The following is a 17,320-nucleotide window of genomic DNA, read 5'->3' as shown; positions in this document are numbered from 1 at the left end:
CCCTAGCTATCCCTTGGTTTCTCGTTCGAGTTTGGAACGTCATGCGTCCAAAACGAGAACTACCTTGATAGTTCTCACCCCGGGACGTTTTACGTCCTGAATTCGAACAAGAAAGCCACCGCATTCCCTGTAACCTCAATTAGACTTAGAAACTGATGAGTATTTTAGCTTGCCAATACTTTTTTCATCGTTCTGGCACAACGAGTACAGATTAATAATCCATTCACTTTTTGTAAGTTCGGTTTTAAGGCACGACCGGTTTTGTGTACCGATTTTGGTACACTGTTTCCGTGCATCTGAGTTCGCTGACAAAGTGGACAAAATGCCATAGCATCTCCTATAGTGTTTCATTATCCGGACAATTGCTTTATATTTAAAATGCGTTTCAAAAAAATCGATCAACAATAATTATTGTAACTTAATTTACGGAGTTTTGCAAGTGTTAATTTTACAACTATGGCAACAAAACGCCCACCAGCCGATTGTGGCGATCGTTTCAATTTGTGGTATTGTGCTTGGGGTAATGCTAGCTTTGTCTGTGCACGAATTTGCTCACGCATGGATGGCAAATCGTTTGGGTGATGATACGGCAAAATATCAAGGTAGACTCACTCTGAATCCTTTGGCACATATTGATCCAATGGGATTATTTTTATTTGTGTTTGCCGGATTTGGATTTGGCAAACCGGTACCATACAATCCGAATGCGTTAAAATCTGATTTAGATGAGATTAAAATTGCAATTGCCGGCCCAATTTCAAACTTACTGGTGGCGTTAATTTTTGCTCTACCCGCCAGAATTATGACCATTGCCGGCTTGCCAACCGATCAATCGATATTTTTATTATTTTTAGACGCCATAGTGTCGCTTAATATCATTTTGGCGGTATTCAACATCATCCCAATTCCCCCGCTCGACGGATCAAAAATTGTAAATTACTTTTTAGACCACGAAGCGCGTGAAGTTTGGGAACGCATTGGTCCGGCGCTTCTACTGACGCTTGTATTTTCTAATATTATTTTTGGCTCTTCTGGCGGATTTAACTTGCTTAGCCGGATTATGGATCCGTTACTCAGAATTGCTAATTTGGCAATTCGCGGCGCCCCACAGATTTTCTAAAATTCGAAATACGAAAATGCGAAGCACGAAACAAGTTTAAAATTTTTTGAATTTGGAATTTTGGATTTGTTTCGAATTTCGAATTTCTGATTTAGTGCTTGATGTTAAGGCAACTTTTCGTTATAGTATTTTCATGCTAGACGCCATAAAGTTACACCAATCAACAAAACTAAATCCTCAAGCTATTGTCTGTATGGACGGGCGTATTCGGCCAAACGGACTTGAACGACCTTTTCTGGGCTTAGCCGGAAGTGGCGTTTTATTTTCCGATGCACAAATTACCAAATTCAAACAAAATCTGCTAAACCACGGCGTAAATCCCGCTACCCTAACCGTCACCTGGCACGAACACTGCGGTGCGTGCGCGGTTTATAAAGAGCGTACCGGCGATAAACGTAGCCAAGACGAGATCGCGCAGTGGTCCGCTCAAAAATTGGCGGATGGAATTGGTAGTACAATGCCCGTTAAATCAATTGGCTGGTCCGAAGACTACGACTACAAAGCTAATGGCGATCCACACAAACACAGCGAACCATGTATTGTAATTGATTACACCGGAAAACTAGATACAAAAGCTGCCGCAGTAGATGATTCATTTTTACTCAGCCACGCATACGCACCTGACGCCGAATGGCAAAAAGAAGAGCTAGAAATTGCGCTTAGTATTGCCATGGGAGACCACGGCCCGGGACTAGAGCATTTTACGGCAAACCCTATGCCGGTTTATTTAATCGGAGCTGATTTAGATAAACACGAAGAAACATTGCAACCGGTGCTAGAAAAATTCCCAGCTGCTGAATTAACTAAAATTAACTTGTAGTCCCTTGTCATTCCGGGCTCGACCCGGAATCCAGACTATAAAAGACTTTATTATATAGATTCCGGATTAAATCCGGAATGACAGCTCATAAAGTCCGATCTCAACCTACTCTCTACAGCAATCAATCGCTTTTTTAACTAACAAGCCTAGCTTAGACATCGGTGAGGTTTTTTTGTCGGGGTGAATATCCATTTGGTCGTCATCCACCTTTTTAATCTCGCCGACGTTTAATAAGTTCAAGTTAAGCCCCCAGAACAATGAGTACAACTCGTACGCCTTAGTAAACATCTCTTTGGCGTCTTTGTCGTGCCCCAATCCTTGTTGCTTGGTGCCAACCTCAATCAAACGCATACTAGCCGAAAGCAAATGTTTTGAAATGCACCACACCTCACCTTCGTACTCTTTGACAATTTTTTTGAGCAAGCTTTTGCGCATTTCGCGTACTTGCCCCAACAAATCGTAATATTGATCTTTGCCAGTTTTGGCGGCAGTAAAGAAAAAATGCTCTTCGATGCTGATTAAGTTCATAATCGCAATTGATAGATCTTCATCAGACGATAAATCTAGTGCCCCTTTTTTACTCTTAGATACTTTTTCCAGCCAGCCGTCGAGTTCTTTATCTTCAGACACAATATCTCCTTTATTTAGTAATGAAATAAAACGCCACGCTGCCGATTATCAAAAATGATACCGGGATAATGACACGTTGAAATTGCACGTAAACTTTATCACCGTTTCTGGCTTTAAGCCAATTATGAACCACCACCGCCAGTGCAAAAATCACCACCCCAAACATCGATCCGATGATAATTTTATCAATCCCCCAGAGTTGGCTGTTGTTATGCCCAAAAAATCGATATTGATAGAGCGGGACATAAGTCATTAAAACCCAAATAATAAACCAGAATGCGGCGCCTTTGGGAATATAACGCCATTTTTTGTTGCGCAACCAATTTGATGTCCACATTGTAATCGAAACCATTAATGCACCAATCCATAGCCCGGTTATCACATCATCGATTCCGAGATAATGCGACAACTCAACCCCACCAAGCACCGCTACCGTGCACACCGGGCACATCGCAAAAGTGGATTGAACCGATGCCACAAAAAGTCCAGTCAACAGAGCTGCACCGGTGGTAATTTTTTTAAGTTTATTGATTTTCATTCATATCCTTTGTATTTTTTTAATTTTTGGCCGTGCCATCCGTAGCTTTCTTGACCTTCCGAAGCTTTAGCGTAGGAGGGAGCGAGGGATGGTCAGGGTAGCCAGACTTGAACTGGCGGTCTCTGGACCCCTCTCCGAGCCTACCGCTCGTAGAGCCGGAGGCCAGCCTAGTCGCAGACTTCATTATATCATGGTCGGGGATGGCAGACTCGAACTGCCGATCTCTGGACCCCCTCCGGGCGTAGCCCTACGGGCGGAGCCCAGCCCGATTCCAGTTTCAAATTGGTCGGGGAGAGAGGATTTGAACCTCCGGTCTCTGGACCCCCAGCCCAGCGCATTAGGCCGCTATGCTACTCCCCGAAGATAATCAATTGACCTTTTTTAATCGCCCGGTCATAAGCACCCCGGCTACCCTTGTACATATGCTCAATTTTTCTCGCTTCTCCGATATTCTCACATATTTGATAAGCATACAACTTTAATGGGCGTCTATTTTTTGTAGAATTTACCAACCCCAGATCATGCTCTGACAGCCTAACACTAAGATTCACAGTTGACCCAATATACCGCTCCATATCAACTTGGCTGATCAATATATATACATAGCACATTTTTTTGACCCCCTCCGGGCGTAGCCCTTCCAGGCGTAAGCCTTACAGGCTGGAGCCTACGGGCGGAGCCCTCCGGGCGTAGCTCTACGGGCGGAGGCCAACCCCAGCGCTTTACCAACTAAGCTATACCCTGTATTTTGATTCGTACTTTACACATTATCAAAAAAACAGCATGTTTCATATGACTAGATAAATAAGAGGTGCGTAGGCAATTGCCTACGCACCGTCAGTGCTGAGAATTCCCGAGTCGATTGCCTTTCGGCAGTGATCTAGCACGGTACAGAGTGCCACCAAATGCCCCATCACATCAAGAGCGCCATCGGTGTTGTGGTCATACAGCTGGTGCCCATCGATCCCGGGTTCACGTGACCCGCTAATCCATACACCACGGCTGGTAGACGGCGGATAGAACATCAACGTAGGCCCATCCTTCCCATTGAACACGGTGGTGTACTGCCCATCTTCGCGTCCATCCGCGAATTCCTCAAACCAATGACGAATGTGCGTGTTGATGGCGGGCAGTAGCCCCTTGAATCCAGCGTGTTCGATCACGTCCCAAACCACTGGGTCAAAGTTGGCTGCCACCCGATAGCCCCGCGTGATCTCGTTGATATCCACTTGTAGACCCGCGTTGTTTGGACGAGCCATCTCGTACTGTCCAACCAGCACTGGCCACAGTGCGTAACTAAGTAGCACCATCGAATCGACACACTTGACCAGCTCGTAACGACGCCACCCAAGGCAAACTAGGCCATTCGATTCGAGATCCCGAAGTCGACGAATCGTCCTACCACCGATGCCGGTTGATGCCCAGGGATTGTCGACAATCCCATCATCCCACGGCTCAAACGTCAGCCGACCTTGTCCTCCTTTTGCTAGCCAGCTCATTGCCCGCTCGAAAATGTCAACGGGTAAGTAGGTGCATAGGACAGTGAACCCGTAGCCTGAAAACTCGATGTTCATGGTACCACCCCCTCACGCCACACGATAGCAGAAAATCATCCAAATTCAATAACAATAATCGTGAATCCAAAAACTACCGTTCATGTCATCCTAAACTTAATGATTTTGTCAGAAACCAGTAACTCTGGCCGCAGGTCAAAGGGAAGATTCATGATCTATATGATAACAAACATAGACTGGATTTCGGATCACCCGCCAGCTGGCGAGCCGGAATGACAACTACCTAATGAGATTTTTTTGAATCAGTTATTGGGTTCACAGCAAAAATATATTGACCATAACGTAACGATATGGTATAGTTATTATCGTTCTTAGAGAATCACGGCTAAGAGGGAGGGGTCCTGTGCCAGAGGAACGAATATGCCACGTTTGTGGCACGAGCTGTACCGAGGCCTGCCCGACGTGTGTTGAGAACTTCAAGACACGCAGGAAGGCAGAGGAGATGACCGGCGAGGAGCGTGAGAAGGAGGTCACGGATTTGCTAACGGGGCCGAAGGAGGTCTACATGGACATGGTCCTTAAGCGTGTCGAGGAACTTGTCGGACGGCCGGTGCGAACCACCGAGCTGGGCTTCAACCCAAGACTGGCCCAAGAAGCCCGTGATCGACAGTGACACGACCACCAAACCCTGCGAGCCAAGACCCGGCTGACCTCCATATCAGCCGGGTCTACTTTTTTTATCTTAGGCAAAAACGGCCAAATTCAATAACAAAAAAGAGAACGCTTGTTCTCTGCTCGCTGTCATCTCTACGAGTCTTCGACTCGTAGAATTGGGGATCGTTTTCTGTTTTCAAATTCTGCTCCGGCCATCACAGCACATTGGGCTTCAAAAATCCCAAGTGGTAGTTCGCACATGTAAGGTATAATACTTTACATAAATGTTGAACCACCTAAAAAAAAGTAAGAAGCAATGTGTTGGACAGCCGGAAGCAAATATATTGTAACATAAATGCAAAATTTTTTGCACCTTGCGCCATACGCCACTCAAAGCATACAATAGAAATAAGCAACTTAAAGGTGGTTTAGTTTGGCGTTATCAATAGCCAGAATATCAACAATAAGCACACACGAGCGCACCCTTGCCTCGGGCGTGTTGAATCATCCAAACGATCTTAGTTTTGGGGATATTGTTTATATTATCGATATCCCCCTACCCCGGTCTTTCGGTCAAATAGTTGAACAAACCATCATTGATTGTCTTAAAAACGAATATTTTTCGGAGGAGCGAAAATCCCCTATCTATCAGTTTGAAGATTGTATTAAGCAGATAAACCTGGCGCTGGCCGAATTGGCCGAGAACGGAAATAATGATTGGGTGGGGCACATTCACGCAGTGATTGCCCTTTTTGTTAATAACGAAGTCTATTTGTCTCACACCGGCAAAGTTACCGGTGCGGTTATTAGAGGACAAACCTACTCACCCATTTTTGACAACACCGCAAACATTACCGGACGAGTATTGGTACACAAAACCTTTGCCAATTTAACCTCTGGGCAATTATCAGTCGGCGATAGTGTAATTTTAGGCAATACCGAGGTTGGACGGCACTTTTCTCCGCAATTTTTATGTCAATCAATCGAGTCAAACCCCACCAATGGCGTACAGGCTATGTTCCAAGCCGGCAGAAGATTGCACCTGAATCACTTATCAGCAGTAGTGGTCAAAATTGAGAATGATGATCTCGATACCCAAACCGAACCATACACCATCGTACTAGAACCATCTGTCGGAGGGGTGATCAAAGCATCTCGAAATCCTAGTGTCGGCAACTTTGAAAAATCTTTCCGGCACAGCATATTAGATGCGGCTTCCGATCTAAGCAAACTGATATTCAGCGGTGTTAAAAGCGGGTATCAAAAAGCCAAGCGATTTTACACCGAGCCAAAAACCGAGCTGCAATACACCAACAGCTCAGATAAAGACACGGCAGTCATTCCGGTGAAATATAAACCAGGCGACGCGGAAGAGCCTTCACAGCCGCAAATTCGGATCGGTACACCCAAATTGCAACGCTCATCAGGACAAAAAATTAGCCATTCACTGTTTCACATTTTTGTTGATGCCCAAAGCTGGATAGTTAAAACCTCGCGTAAATTCAATAAAGTCAAACCAATTACCATATTAGCCTCATCCTTAGTTTTGGTTCTGATTGTGGGGATATCAATATATAACCGAACTCAACATCAAAACTCCACCACCACTTCTACCGCCAACATTACCCAAAAAATTTCCGATGCTAATAAATTTTTAGATGTTGCCACGCTGAATAAAAAGACAAATCCAGACTTAGCTCGGACAAATTTGGTTAAAGCCAACGACATTCTAAGCACCTTGCCCAAAGACAGTAGCGACGTAATAACGATAACCACAAAATATAACCAGTTATTATTGGAAATAAATCACACCGCCATTATTAACCCTACCGTAATAACCAAAGTTAGTGGCGACACAACGTGGTTTGGTATAATTGGCCAATACTTATTTGCCACAAACTCTAACGGCACCAAAATTACCCGACAAATTTTGGGTAAAAATACCTCGCCGGATATCATTTTTTCCGCCAGCAACGGGGCAAAAATTACCTACTTCACTATGTTTGAGCTAACTCGCCAAATTTTAGTTGCAACCAGTGATAATAAAGTGCAGCTTATTTTAACCGACAATAATAATCAATTAATTCAGTTGTCGCTACCCACAACCGAGAAGTGGCCCGGTATTAAAGCGGCAACGTGGTATCAGCAAAATCTATATGTACTAGAGAAAGACTCGGGGCAAATTTGGAAATTTACCGGCACCGCCAACTATAAATTCACGGCGGTTACCGCATACTTGGCTAAAAGTACGCTGTCCAACTCTAGCGCAATAGACATTACCAATGACGGCAACATTTATCTACTATTTAATTCGGGCGATGTATCCAAATTCACTAAAGGCAATTCAATTGGGTTCGGGCCGATTCAGATTCCTGAGCCCGGCAGTGGACTCGACTCCCCAGCACGGATTTTTGCTGATAGTTCGGGAAATTCAATATTTATTCAAGACAAAAATCGTATTATTGAGGCGTCTAAAGACGGCCAATACTCCGGGCAGTATCAAACCACACTCGGTGATATTAAACAAAGTTATATTTCCACCAAATCCAAACGCGGCTGGATTCTAGTTGGCGATAGCGTGTATCAATTTGATCTATAAAATTGCTTGAGCGAGTCCGGATGTCAATTCGTTCTTGTAGACCACGATTTATTGTGTTATTAAGAAAACAGACTAACCTCATACGCTAAAGCTTCGGAAGGTCAAGAAGTCTGGTCTACGTTTTTCTTGTTCGAGGTAAAACCGAGAACTAGCTATTCTTTTCACCGATGTCGTTCTCGCTTCGGGACGTTTTACGTCCTAAACTCGAACGCGAAAAGTTATTTCAGAGTTGTGAACTGTTGCACGTTTTTTTATTGACTATTTTTATAAAATGTGATATACATAAATCATCAACTCGGGGCAAGTTCCTAGCGCCCCATCGACAACACAAAGGAGACTGCTGTGAGACCCCCTAACGTGGGACCCACTGACAAGATACCGTGGTGGGTGGTATGTTTGATCGTTATTATCGTAGTAGGCACGGTGAGCCGAATCACCTGGATTACCCGAGTGCCGAATTACTACGAAGGATCCGTGCAAGTACGGCTGCTTTACGCCAAGACGACGATTGTCAGCGCGCCCACCAACGCGATGATCCAAACGACCGAAGACGGGGCAGTCCTCAGCTACATCCCAAACAAGGACTGCGTCATCCCGGTCGAATTCCGGGCGGACAGCCAGACCGACAAGGTCGAGTGCATCGCCGTCTGGAACACCGGCGTCAAGAACATCGTGATCGAACGGTCCGTGGAACGACGCGTGATGCCAGGCGCCAACGGGAAGTTCTACATCAGGATGGGCGAGCAGCAACTGGTCAAACAGGTAAACGGCTTTCAGTTCGACATCGAGGATGGCCCGGGCGTATCAGTGCAGGTTACCCTCGATCGAGGGAGACTGAATGACGTCGAAGTGACGCCGGAATTGCTGTGGTCGAGTGTCGACAACTCCGGCAAATCAGCTACTCTCGCCGTTCAAGAGGATCGAGGCGGCGAGGTCGTCATTCCGCTAACCTTCCAGACGGGTGCATTAAGCGTTGTTCGGGTTGATGCCGACTTCGCGAACAAAGCCGATGATCCGGTCAGGGCCGGCAAGAAGGTCGGCAAGATCCTCAAGGTCAAGCCACACAGTGTGGCGACCTGTCGCCTCCGGATTAGGCCGGATAGCCTGCAAATCGAGTGAGCGAAAGAACATCAGACGTGCCCAGGGTGACCGCAAACGCGGCCACCCGCTTATTTTTTTTAAAGTTTTTCTGGCGCGTCGATATTTAATAGATCAAATAATAATTGTAATTGAGCCTTAACCATGGCTACTAATTTTAATCGACGAGCGCGATCTTCTGCCGAGGCGTTTAGAATTGCATTGTGGCTGTATAGCCGACTAAACTGGCTTGCCACCTCATAAACATGATTGATTAAATGATGTGGGTCGTATTCTTCTATGCTCTGGCGCACCGCATGGTTTAACTCTAGTGAGGTAAATAACAACTGCTTATCATCTTCGGACCAGCCGACCTCATTGCCGTCTCCGGCATTAGTTGAAGTAGACTTTATTAATAGTGAATTGCACCGCGCATAAGCATATATAAGATAGATAATCGAGTTGCCCTCAAGTGCGAACATTTTGTCCCAGTCAAATACTACGTCGGTGTGGCGATCGTGTTGCAGATCGGTGTATTTAACCGCCGCCAATCCTAATGTCTGCGCCAGCTCTTCCCGATCTTTTTTTGTTAATTTGTCATTTTTTGCCAACAATAATTCATCGCATTTCTGCACCGCCGCGTCTATAACCTCGTCTAACCGAATCACATCGCCCTGACGCGTGCTCATTTTGCCGGTTTTAAGGCGGAAAAATCCGTAAGAAACATGAGTCAATTTGGGTAATTCAAAACCGGCGCCATAAACACCCGCTTCAGCTAGTTTCTCGGCCGCGGCAAACAGTTGTTGAAAATGCAGAGTTTGTTCGTTGCCCACCACATAAATTAGTTCGTCTGGATTTACCTCGTCGGCGCGTTCTTTTAGTGAAACCAAGTCGGACGTGGCATAAAGCGTGGCGCCATCAGATTTTTGAATGAGGAACGGTGGCAAGTTTTGTTCGTCTAGTGGGATAATGATAGCGCCTTCACTTTTGCACGCGACTTTTACCTCAAGCGCATCGTCCACAAACTGAGCTAGCAAATGATTGTATTCGCTCTCACCCCGCCAAACATCGAACTTAATTTTTAACTTATCGTACATTCGGTCAAATTCTTCGTGACTAAGCCGCGAAACCATTTGCCAAAGCGCCACCACCTCTTTATCGCCGTCCTGCAATTTTTTGAAGGTTTGGCGAGCCTGATCTTCTAACTTTGGATCATCTTTAGCTTCTTGATGAAATTTGACATAAACTCGCAGTAGCTCGTCTATCGGATGATCTTGCAGCGCTTTATCTTCACCCCATTTAAGCCACCCCACAATTAATTTGCCGAACTGTGTGCCAAAATCTCCCGGATGCGACCACGCCACCATGTTAGCACCTGCCGACCGAAATAAATTCACCAAAACTTGGCCTAAAATAGTGGTGCGCAAATGACCAACGTGCATTGGTTTGGCGATGTTTGGGCTGGAAAATTCGATGATGTATTTTTTGTCTTGCAAAGTTGGTGCAACATTTAACGGCAAATTTAGCTGATGGTCCAACCAGTCATCTGCCATTGCAACATTGATAAAACCGGGACCAGCCACTGTGGCCGATTTGATTGCTTTGTCCTTTTTTAGTTGTTCAACAATGGCTTCGGCGATTTTTAATGGCGATTGTTTAACTTGCGGCGCCAATTTTAAGGCTACGTTGGTGGAATAATCACCAAACGCTATATCGGGACGGGTAACCTCAACGTTCTCGCAATTAAACCCAACCTTTGCAACCGCTTTTGAAATTAGATCTTTGATCACAGAACCTTCTTTATATTTAGCAGTCATTTCGACCCCGTGAGCTTCCACGAACGGTTGGAGAAATCTCTAAGAACAACTGGAATGGATTCTTTCTCAAGATTTCTCCACCGTGGTCGAGTTGACACTCTCCCCGAGTCGAAATGACAAGGGGGCGTTGGGTTTTACAAATTTTGTTGTTGATATTTAACTTTAACAAATCGATGCTTGCCGATGCGCATTTGCACCGGATTCACCAAATCAATTTGTTTATTTAAGTCAAATTGCACCTTGCCCTCAACCTCAACCGCATTACCCACAATCAGTCGGCGCGCTTCGCTATTTGATACATTAGCAACCTTCGCCACTAGCTGCATTAAGGGTAAATTTTTTACGTCCAGCTCAATTAATGTTGCTTCACCCGCATTACCATCACTAAATCGTGATAAGAATTTCTCACGTACAACGCTCGATTCTTTAGGATAATATCTTGCGACGATGTTTTGAGCCACATCTAACTTGATATCACGAGGGTTTTCATTGGATTTCAAGCGATGCGCAATTTCTGAAAGTTCATCGGACGAAAAATCTCCACATAACTTGGCGTAATGTTCAATTAGTTTATCATTCACCGCCATTAGCGAACCAAACATTTCGTCAGCAGACGCGTTAAGCGGGATGATGTTTCCGGCAGATTTGCTCATTTTCGATCCGTCAGACCCCGTTAGCAAATCGCAAGTTAAGACCACTTTAGATTTTCCACTTACCTTTTGGCGTAAAGTTCGCCCCGCGGTAATGTTGAATAACTGATCGTTCCCACCTACTTCTACGTCTGCTTCAAGTTGAATACAATCGTAGCCCACCATTAATGGATATAAGAACTCGTGCAAACCAATAGGTTGATTATTTTTCAAACGCTCTTGAAACATATCTCGCTCAAGCATCTGTTGCACCGTAAAATTCCCGGCTAATTTAATGATGTCGCTGAACGTTAGTTTGCTGAGCCATTTGCTGTTGAAAACTAATGACGCCGGATTTTTCCCGCTAAAGTTGATGATTTTGCTGGCTTGTTTTTTGTAGTCAGTAGCATTTTTTAGTACTTGCTCGTGGGTCAGTACCGGGCGTTCTTTAGATTTGCCGGTTGGATCACCAATTTGGGCAGTAAAATCTCCAATCAGCAAAATAATGTGATGGCCTAAATCTTGAAACTGGCGCAGTTTCCACAGCACTACCGCATGGCCTAAATGGATGTCTGGACTAGACGGATCAACTCCCAAATAGACCTTCAGCTTTTTGCCAGAGGCAGTTGCCTTAATTAATTCATCTTTGGTGATAATTTGAGTAACGTTGCGAGTTACCAATTCCTCAATTTGCTTCTGCATAAAAATCATCCTTGCATTAAAAATTTCAAATTTCAAATTTCAAATTGTAGTTTTCCCCCTATTTGGACAATATATTAAAATTGGAGTATTCTCAAGTAAGTAAGACTAAATGAAAAATCGACTAATAATTTTTGTTAAAAAGTTTTTTAATCCATTGGGATTAAAAAATCTCTCGCCCGCCGAAATAAAGCGTGGTGTTAAGCGCCTTACGTTTAAACAAGTACTGGTCATCGCGCTAAAAGTATTGGCTGTTTTTGTGTTGATTATTGTGGGCATGATTGTTTATTTTTCGTTTAACATTCCTAAACCGGGCGAACTTGCTCAAATTAAACCGGTTAGCTCTACTAAAATATTTGATCGAAACGGCGTATTAATTAAAGACGTTTACGACGAGGAAAAACGTACCGTAGTAGATGGTAAAGATATCCCAGATGCTGCCAAAAATGCCACGGTGGCCGTTGAAGACAAAGATTTTTATAAACATGGCGCCATCGACTATCGCGGTATTGCCAGAGCAATTTATGTTGATATTACGCACGGCTCAAAATCACAAGGCGCTTCTACCATTACCCAACAATTGGCCAGAAACTTAATTGAAGGTATTGGCACCAAAAAAACGATCGCGCGAAAAATTAGAGAAGCAGTGGTGGCGTATCAATTTGAACGTATTTATGACAAAGATCAAATACTTGCCTATTATCTAAACCAGATTCCTTATGGCAATAACAATTACGGTATTCAAGCCGCCGCAAATACTTATTACGGCAAAAATATTCAAGATTTAGATCCGGAAAAGGCCAGCGACGATGGTCAAAAGGCAATTCTGTACGCACAAGTGGCCACGTTGGCTGCGATTCCTCAAGCACCATCATACTATAATCCATATGGCAACCATGTTGACTCGCTTAAAATTCGCCGTAACAATGTTTTAAACAAAATGGCTGACCAAGGGTATATATCAAATGATCTAAGAGATAAAGCAAAATTAATTAGTATCAGCGAGGGCTTAACCCAAATTAAATCAAACAGCGTTGCCACCCATTTTATCTTTTATATAAAGGAGCAATTGGTTGATTTACTGGGCGGTGGGGCTGACGGCGAAAAGCGTCTGGCGACCGGTGGGTACAAGGTAACAACTACGCTTGATTTAGAAAAGCAAAAATTAGCAGAACAAATTATTACTGACAAATCAACTAGTATTTTTAAGTCAACCAACGCCAGCAACATCGCCTTACTTTCTACTGACGCTAAAACCGGTCAAATTTTAGCCATGGTGGGCTCGGTTGATTACAACAATAAGACTTTCGGATCTGTAAATATCACTACTTCTTTGCGCCAGCCAGGCTCGAGTTTCAAGCCGATTGTTTATGCTTCTTTATTTAAGGAAGGGTGGAGCCCGGGAAGCACAATTTTTGATGTTGAAGGTAGCTACGACCAATCTAAACCCGATGTCATTTGGCCTCATAACTATTCTGGTGGTGGTCGTGGCGCACTAACGACCCGATACGCACTAGGCAACTCTTTAAACATTTCAGCAGTTAAGGCGCAAGCAATTGTCGGAACCAGCGATGCAATAAGCAATGCTCAAGATTTAGGTATAACCACTTTAACCGAACCGGACAATTATGGCTTATCTATGGTACTCGGATCGGCCGAAGTAAAAATGACTGAAATGGTGGGGGCTTACGGAGTATTTGCTACCGGCGGTAACTTGCATCCAACATCAAGTATTCAAAAAGTTGAAGATTCAAGCGGCAATGTGATTCAAGAGTGGAAGGATCAGCCCAAAACCGTAATTGACCCGGGAATTGCGTACGAAATAAGCTCGATTTTGTCAGATAATGGGGCCCGCACCGCCACCTTTGGAGGCAATTCTGCGCTTAACTTTACCGACAGACAAGTGGCAGTTAAAACCGGAACCACCTCTAGCTATCGTGACGCGTGGACCATTGGTTACACCCCCCAAATCGTCACCGCGGTGTGGGTAGGAAATAACGATAACAAAGAAATGACACACTCCGGCGCGGGAGCGATGGCAGCCGCTCCGGTTTGGCGTGATTTTATGCAAAAAGTACTCAAAGATATGCCGGGTGAAGACTTTGTACGCCCCGACAACGTAAAAGACTGCTCCATTGTTAAATACACATATAATAAAAAACCAACCGACGCTACTCCAGCTGACGACATCATTCGTGATATCTGTACAGATAGCCAACAGCCCAAGGATGCCGATGACATTCATCAAACTGTCAAAGTTTATCGCTTAGATCAATCCAAACTAGCTACCGACGCAACTCCGACTGATTTAGTATTAAACAAAATATTCACCCGTATTCATTCTGAAAGGCCAAAGGATCCGGTCTGGGAAAATCCGGTTCAGGCATGGGCTAAAAGTAATGGGCTAAATACCGAATCCCCACCAACCGATGAATATGACCCAACCACGAACGATAAATTAACAGTAGCCGTAGTCTCACCTATCGATGGAGCAACTGTCTCGGGCACTATCAATCTACAATCCACCGGGGCATCACCTTTCGGGGTATCGTTAATGACCTTCTATATTGACGATGTTAAAGTGGCCGAACCTAATGCTCCATGGAAAGTGTCTTACGACACCACTGATCTAATAGATGGAAAACATACATTCAAAGTGGTAGATAGAGACCTACAAGGCCAAGAGAGTACCGCTACTGCCAGCTTTACCACCGCCAACAATTTGACATTGGCGATATCCAACGTAATCGCCACACGGTCTGTGGATAAACTATCGGTTACGATAACGTGGAGCTCGGGTGTTGCCGCGTCCGGAAATGTGGTTTATGGTTTAACCAACACCTACGGTTCAACACAAAATGAGGGCGAAGGGAACGTAAAGTCACATTCCATTACTATTACCGGCCTAACTGCCACCGCCACTTATCATTACAAAGTAACTTCGCAGCTTGGCACCGGAACCGTCTCCTCCGCCGACCTAACGTTCTAAATCGAGGCACGCATCACGACCACCGTAGGGGCGGACTCATATGTCCGCCCACCGGTTTTCTTGTTCGAAGTCGCGACTGAGAACTACCCGTTTTTGTTGTCATTCCGGACTAGATCCGGAATCCAGTATATAGAAGACTTCCAATATTCTTGTTCGAGGAGGGTTACGACGAGAACTACCCAATCTGATTGAGTTCTCACTCCGTTCGAACAAGAAAATCAATCTTGCACCTCGAAGGTGATATATAAAGCAATTCTGGAGTAAACAACAATCTGAAACGTGGACGAAAGCCGTAGCCACCATCCCACAGTTTCCTGTTGTATTATATACAAACAATGGCCCTCCGACAAAGTGTCAGAGGGCCAAAGGGTCAGAGCACCAGAGTGGCACTAAGACCCAAGGGTCAGAGGTTCAAGAATCGCGAGAGAGGAACTGGTTGCCGACAGTCCACTGGAACAGTTTCGCAACCGAGTCGACGTTCAGGCACCAGCCGCTGTAGCTGGAGTACCATAAGCAGTGAACCACCCAAAGCCTTCCTTGGGCGTCCTTGACATAGAAAAGATAGCGGCCGTGGGGAAGCTTCCCCAACAGCTGCGACAGCCATGCCAAGAACGTCTCTACCGTCGCCTCACCACCCAGTTCGGCGATGATCGGGCCATCCACCGACTGCCTAAGCAGTTTGCTGACGCGGAGCCGCGCCGCCGGAACATTGGTCTCGATCTTGCCAGCGATGAATTTCTTGAACTCTTCGCTGGCCCAACTGATGCCGTGCTTTCCCTCGACCAACTCCGTCTCGGCGTCGAATTCCGTGACCACATCGACGCCGTAGGTGCCGACGTCTTCAAGCAACTTCGACGCTTCGACTGCCTGAATCGTGGCCTCGCCACGAATCACCTGCCGCACCCCGACCAGAGTGTCGCCCTCACTAAGCTTCTTGATCTCTTCGTTGGTCCATCCGCATCTGCGGAAAGCCAACTTGAGCTCATTCGCCTGCCCGACATCGAGCATCAGCTCAGAGTCAGCCATCGAATTCTCCCTTGCGTAAGCCCGCCGGCGATGATGGCCCAACGGTTTGGGCCAATGTTCAGGTTCTAGCAACTATATTAGCATATATTACACATTTAGTCAAGTTTGGCGTTCGTAGACCACGCTTTAGTGTGTTATGAGGAAAACAAACTACCCCCTTCGCTCTCCGAGCTACGGAGGTCACGAAAGCTTGGACTACGGTTTTCTTGTTCGAGGCATAACCGAGAACTATCTTCGAGTTGTCATTCCCGCGAAGGCGGGAATCCAGTCTATAGAAGTCCACCTTTTAATAGCCTGAGGTCACGGTCTGTATTCCATATCTCTAGTAACTTATCAAAGTTTTCGTCAGGTTTGAGCATTAATTTGGCCAACATGTCAATTTTTTCTAACTCTTTTGGGGAAAGTTTCTTAAATTTTTTGTATGTACCAAACTCTGGGACATGGGAATAAATAACTTCGTCATTCATTAAAGAATGAAAATCATAGAAAAGTGACCATACAACCACAATGGCGCCACGATCAGACGAGGCGTTATAAAAATGGTCCGGGTCGACTTTTCCAGAACGAATATTTAGCCAAGCAACTGCTGGAAAATCAAATTTGTCGTTTGGCATATCATATGGATTAAATTTGTCTTTTAGACTCAGACTTCCGTCAACATCTATTGTTACCCAACGGTTATCGTCTTTTTTCCAATACTGATTAATCCAGTGATCCGTACTCACATCTCCCAAACTCCCCATATCAAAGTATGGCGCATTACCAGACCGAACGCGAGCCGGTATTCCTTTAGATTTGAGAATAGATGCCGTGAGAATTGAGACAAATCTACAAGTGAGTATTAATTTGTCCTCAACTTTGCGGTTTGGGGTTAGGCCGCGAGCGTCACGACGGTATAGCTCAGCTAACATCGCTGGGGTGGTGGGTAAGTTATCATCTTCTGGCTGACGATACCATGGAACTTGTTTCATATCGCCAAATTTCAAGTCATAATTTGTGCCCACATTCCCAGCCTCAAGAGTGGTGCGATGAATAATATTTTTTCTTACTAAGCTTCCGATTTCTTGGATGTTGTCTGGTAGATCGTGCTGGAGTATGTTTTTGTATAATCCTGGGTTTGTGAAAAGACCAAATTCTAGATAGTGATTAAGAATTTTATCGTTCATTTTTCTCCTGTATTTTATATTAATCGTAGACGATTGATAGAC

14 protein-coding genes and 1 tRNA gene are annotated in these 17,320 nt (G+C 44.9%); 6 read left to right on the top strand and 9 right to left on the bottom strand.

Going from position 1 to position 17,320, the window contains the following annotated elements:
- Nucleotides 1–164: 164 nt before the first annotated feature.
- Nucleotides 165–329 (bottom strand): bL28 family ribosomal protein, encoded by a 165-nt coding sequence (locus tag WC773_00420; GenBank protein MFA6081867.1) that lies wholly within the window; start codon nt 327–329, stop codon nt 165–167.
- Between the two features lie 110 nt (nt 330–439).
- Here WC773_00420 and WC773_00415 point away from each other — a divergent pair, with 110 nt between their 5' ends.
- Complete coding sequence (locus WC773_00415) at nt 440–1,120, top strand: site-2 protease family protein (protein MFA6081866.1); 681 nt, start codon at nt 440–442, stop codon at nt 1,118–1,120.
- A 133-nt stretch (nt 1,121–1,253) separates the two neighbouring features.
- Nucleotides 1,254–1,940 (top strand): hypothetical protein, encoded by a 687-nt coding sequence (locus tag WC773_00410; GenBank protein ID MFA6081865.1) that lies wholly within the window; start codon nt 1,254–1,256, stop codon nt 1,938–1,940.
- Between the two features lie 105 nt (nt 1,941–2,045).
- Here WC773_00410 and WC773_00405 read toward each other — a convergent pair whose 3' ends face one another.
- The 4 genes from WC773_00405 to WC773_00390 form a co-directional block, all read right to left on the bottom strand.
- Nucleotides 2,046–2,570: a hypothetical protein gene (locus WC773_00405; GenBank protein ID MFA6081864.1), complete on the bottom strand. Its 525-nt coding sequence runs from the start codon at nt 2,568–2,570 to the stop codon at nt 2,046–2,048.
- Between the two features lie 10 nt (nt 2,571–2,580).
- Nucleotides 2,581–3,108: a hypothetical protein gene (locus tag WC773_00400; protein ID MFA6081863.1), complete on the bottom strand. Its 528-nt coding sequence runs from the start codon at nt 3,106–3,108 to the stop codon at nt 2,581–2,583.
- A 283-nt stretch (nt 3,109–3,391) separates the two neighbouring features.
- Nucleotides 3,392–3,468 (bottom strand) — tRNA-Pro (locus WC773_00395).
- Between the two features lie 467 nt (nt 3,469–3,935).
- Nucleotides 3,936–4,607 (bottom strand): hypothetical protein, encoded by a 672-nt coding sequence (locus WC773_00390; GenBank protein ID MFA6081862.1) that lies wholly within the window; start codon nt 4,605–4,607, stop codon nt 3,936–3,938.
- Between the two features lie 517 nt (nt 4,608–5,124).
- On the opposite strand from WC773_00390, the gene WC773_00385 reads away from it, so the two are divergent.
- From WC773_00385 to WC773_00375, 3 genes are all read left to right on the top strand, one after another.
- Entirely contained in the window at nt 5,125–5,295 is a 171-nt protein-coding gene (locus tag WC773_00385; protein ID MFA6081861.1) for a hypothetical protein, read from the top strand.
- 414 nt (nt 5,296–5,709) lie between these two features.
- Entirely contained in the window at nt 5,710–7,875 is a 2,166-nt protein-coding gene (locus tag WC773_00380; protein ID MFA6081860.1) for a hypothetical protein, read from the top strand.
- 396 nt (nt 7,876–8,271) lie between these two features.
- Nucleotides 8,272–8,994, top strand: a complete 723-nt coding sequence (locus tag WC773_00375) for a hypothetical protein (GenBank protein MFA6081859.1) — start codon at nt 8,272–8,274, stop codon at nt 8,992–8,994.
- Between the two features lie 59 nt (nt 8,995–9,053).
- Here WC773_00375 and argS read toward each other — a convergent pair whose 3' ends face one another.
- Both argS and tyrS read right to left on the bottom strand, forming a co-directional pair.
- Entirely contained in the window at nt 9,054–10,769 is a 1,716-nt protein-coding gene (argS, locus tag WC773_00370; GenBank protein MFA6081858.1) for an arginine--tRNA ligase, read from the bottom strand.
- Between the two features lie 134 nt (nt 10,770–10,903).
- On the bottom strand, nt 10,904–12,100 hold the full coding sequence (gene tyrS, locus WC773_00365) for a tyrosine--tRNA ligase (GenBank protein ID MFA6081857.1): 1,197 nt from the start codon (nt 12,098–12,100) through the stop codon (nt 10,904–10,906).
- A gap of 109 nt (nt 12,101–12,209) precedes the next feature.
- On the opposite strand from tyrS, the gene WC773_00360 reads away from it, so the two are divergent.
- Complete coding sequence (locus WC773_00360; protein MFA6081856.1) at nt 12,210–15,086, top strand: transglycosylase domain-containing protein; 2,877 nt, start codon at nt 12,210–12,212, stop codon at nt 15,084–15,086.
- A 411-nt stretch (nt 15,087–15,497) separates the two neighbouring features.
- Here WC773_00360 and WC773_00355 read toward each other — a convergent pair whose 3' ends face one another.
- A complete protein-coding gene (locus WC773_00355; protein ID MFA6081855.1) occupies nt 15,498–16,112 on the bottom strand; it encodes a hypothetical protein in 615 nt (204 codons plus the stop codon).
- A 269-nt stretch (nt 16,113–16,381) separates the two neighbouring features.
- On the bottom strand, nt 16,382–17,278 hold the full coding sequence (locus WC773_00350; GenBank protein MFA6081854.1) for a transglutaminase domain-containing protein: 897 nt from the start codon (nt 17,276–17,278) through the stop codon (nt 16,382–16,384).
- Between the last annotated feature and the right edge of the window lie 42 nt (nt 17,279–17,320).

The sequence above is a fragment of the Patescibacteria group bacterium genome (assembly GCA_041660565.1).
In the GTDB taxonomy this organism is placed as follows: Bacteria; Patescibacteriota; UBA1384; order CAJBMM01; family CAJBMM01; genus JBAZWC01.
The sequence above is the reverse complement of the archived record's forward strand: the minus strand, read 5'-3'. Positions and strand labels throughout refer to the sequence as shown.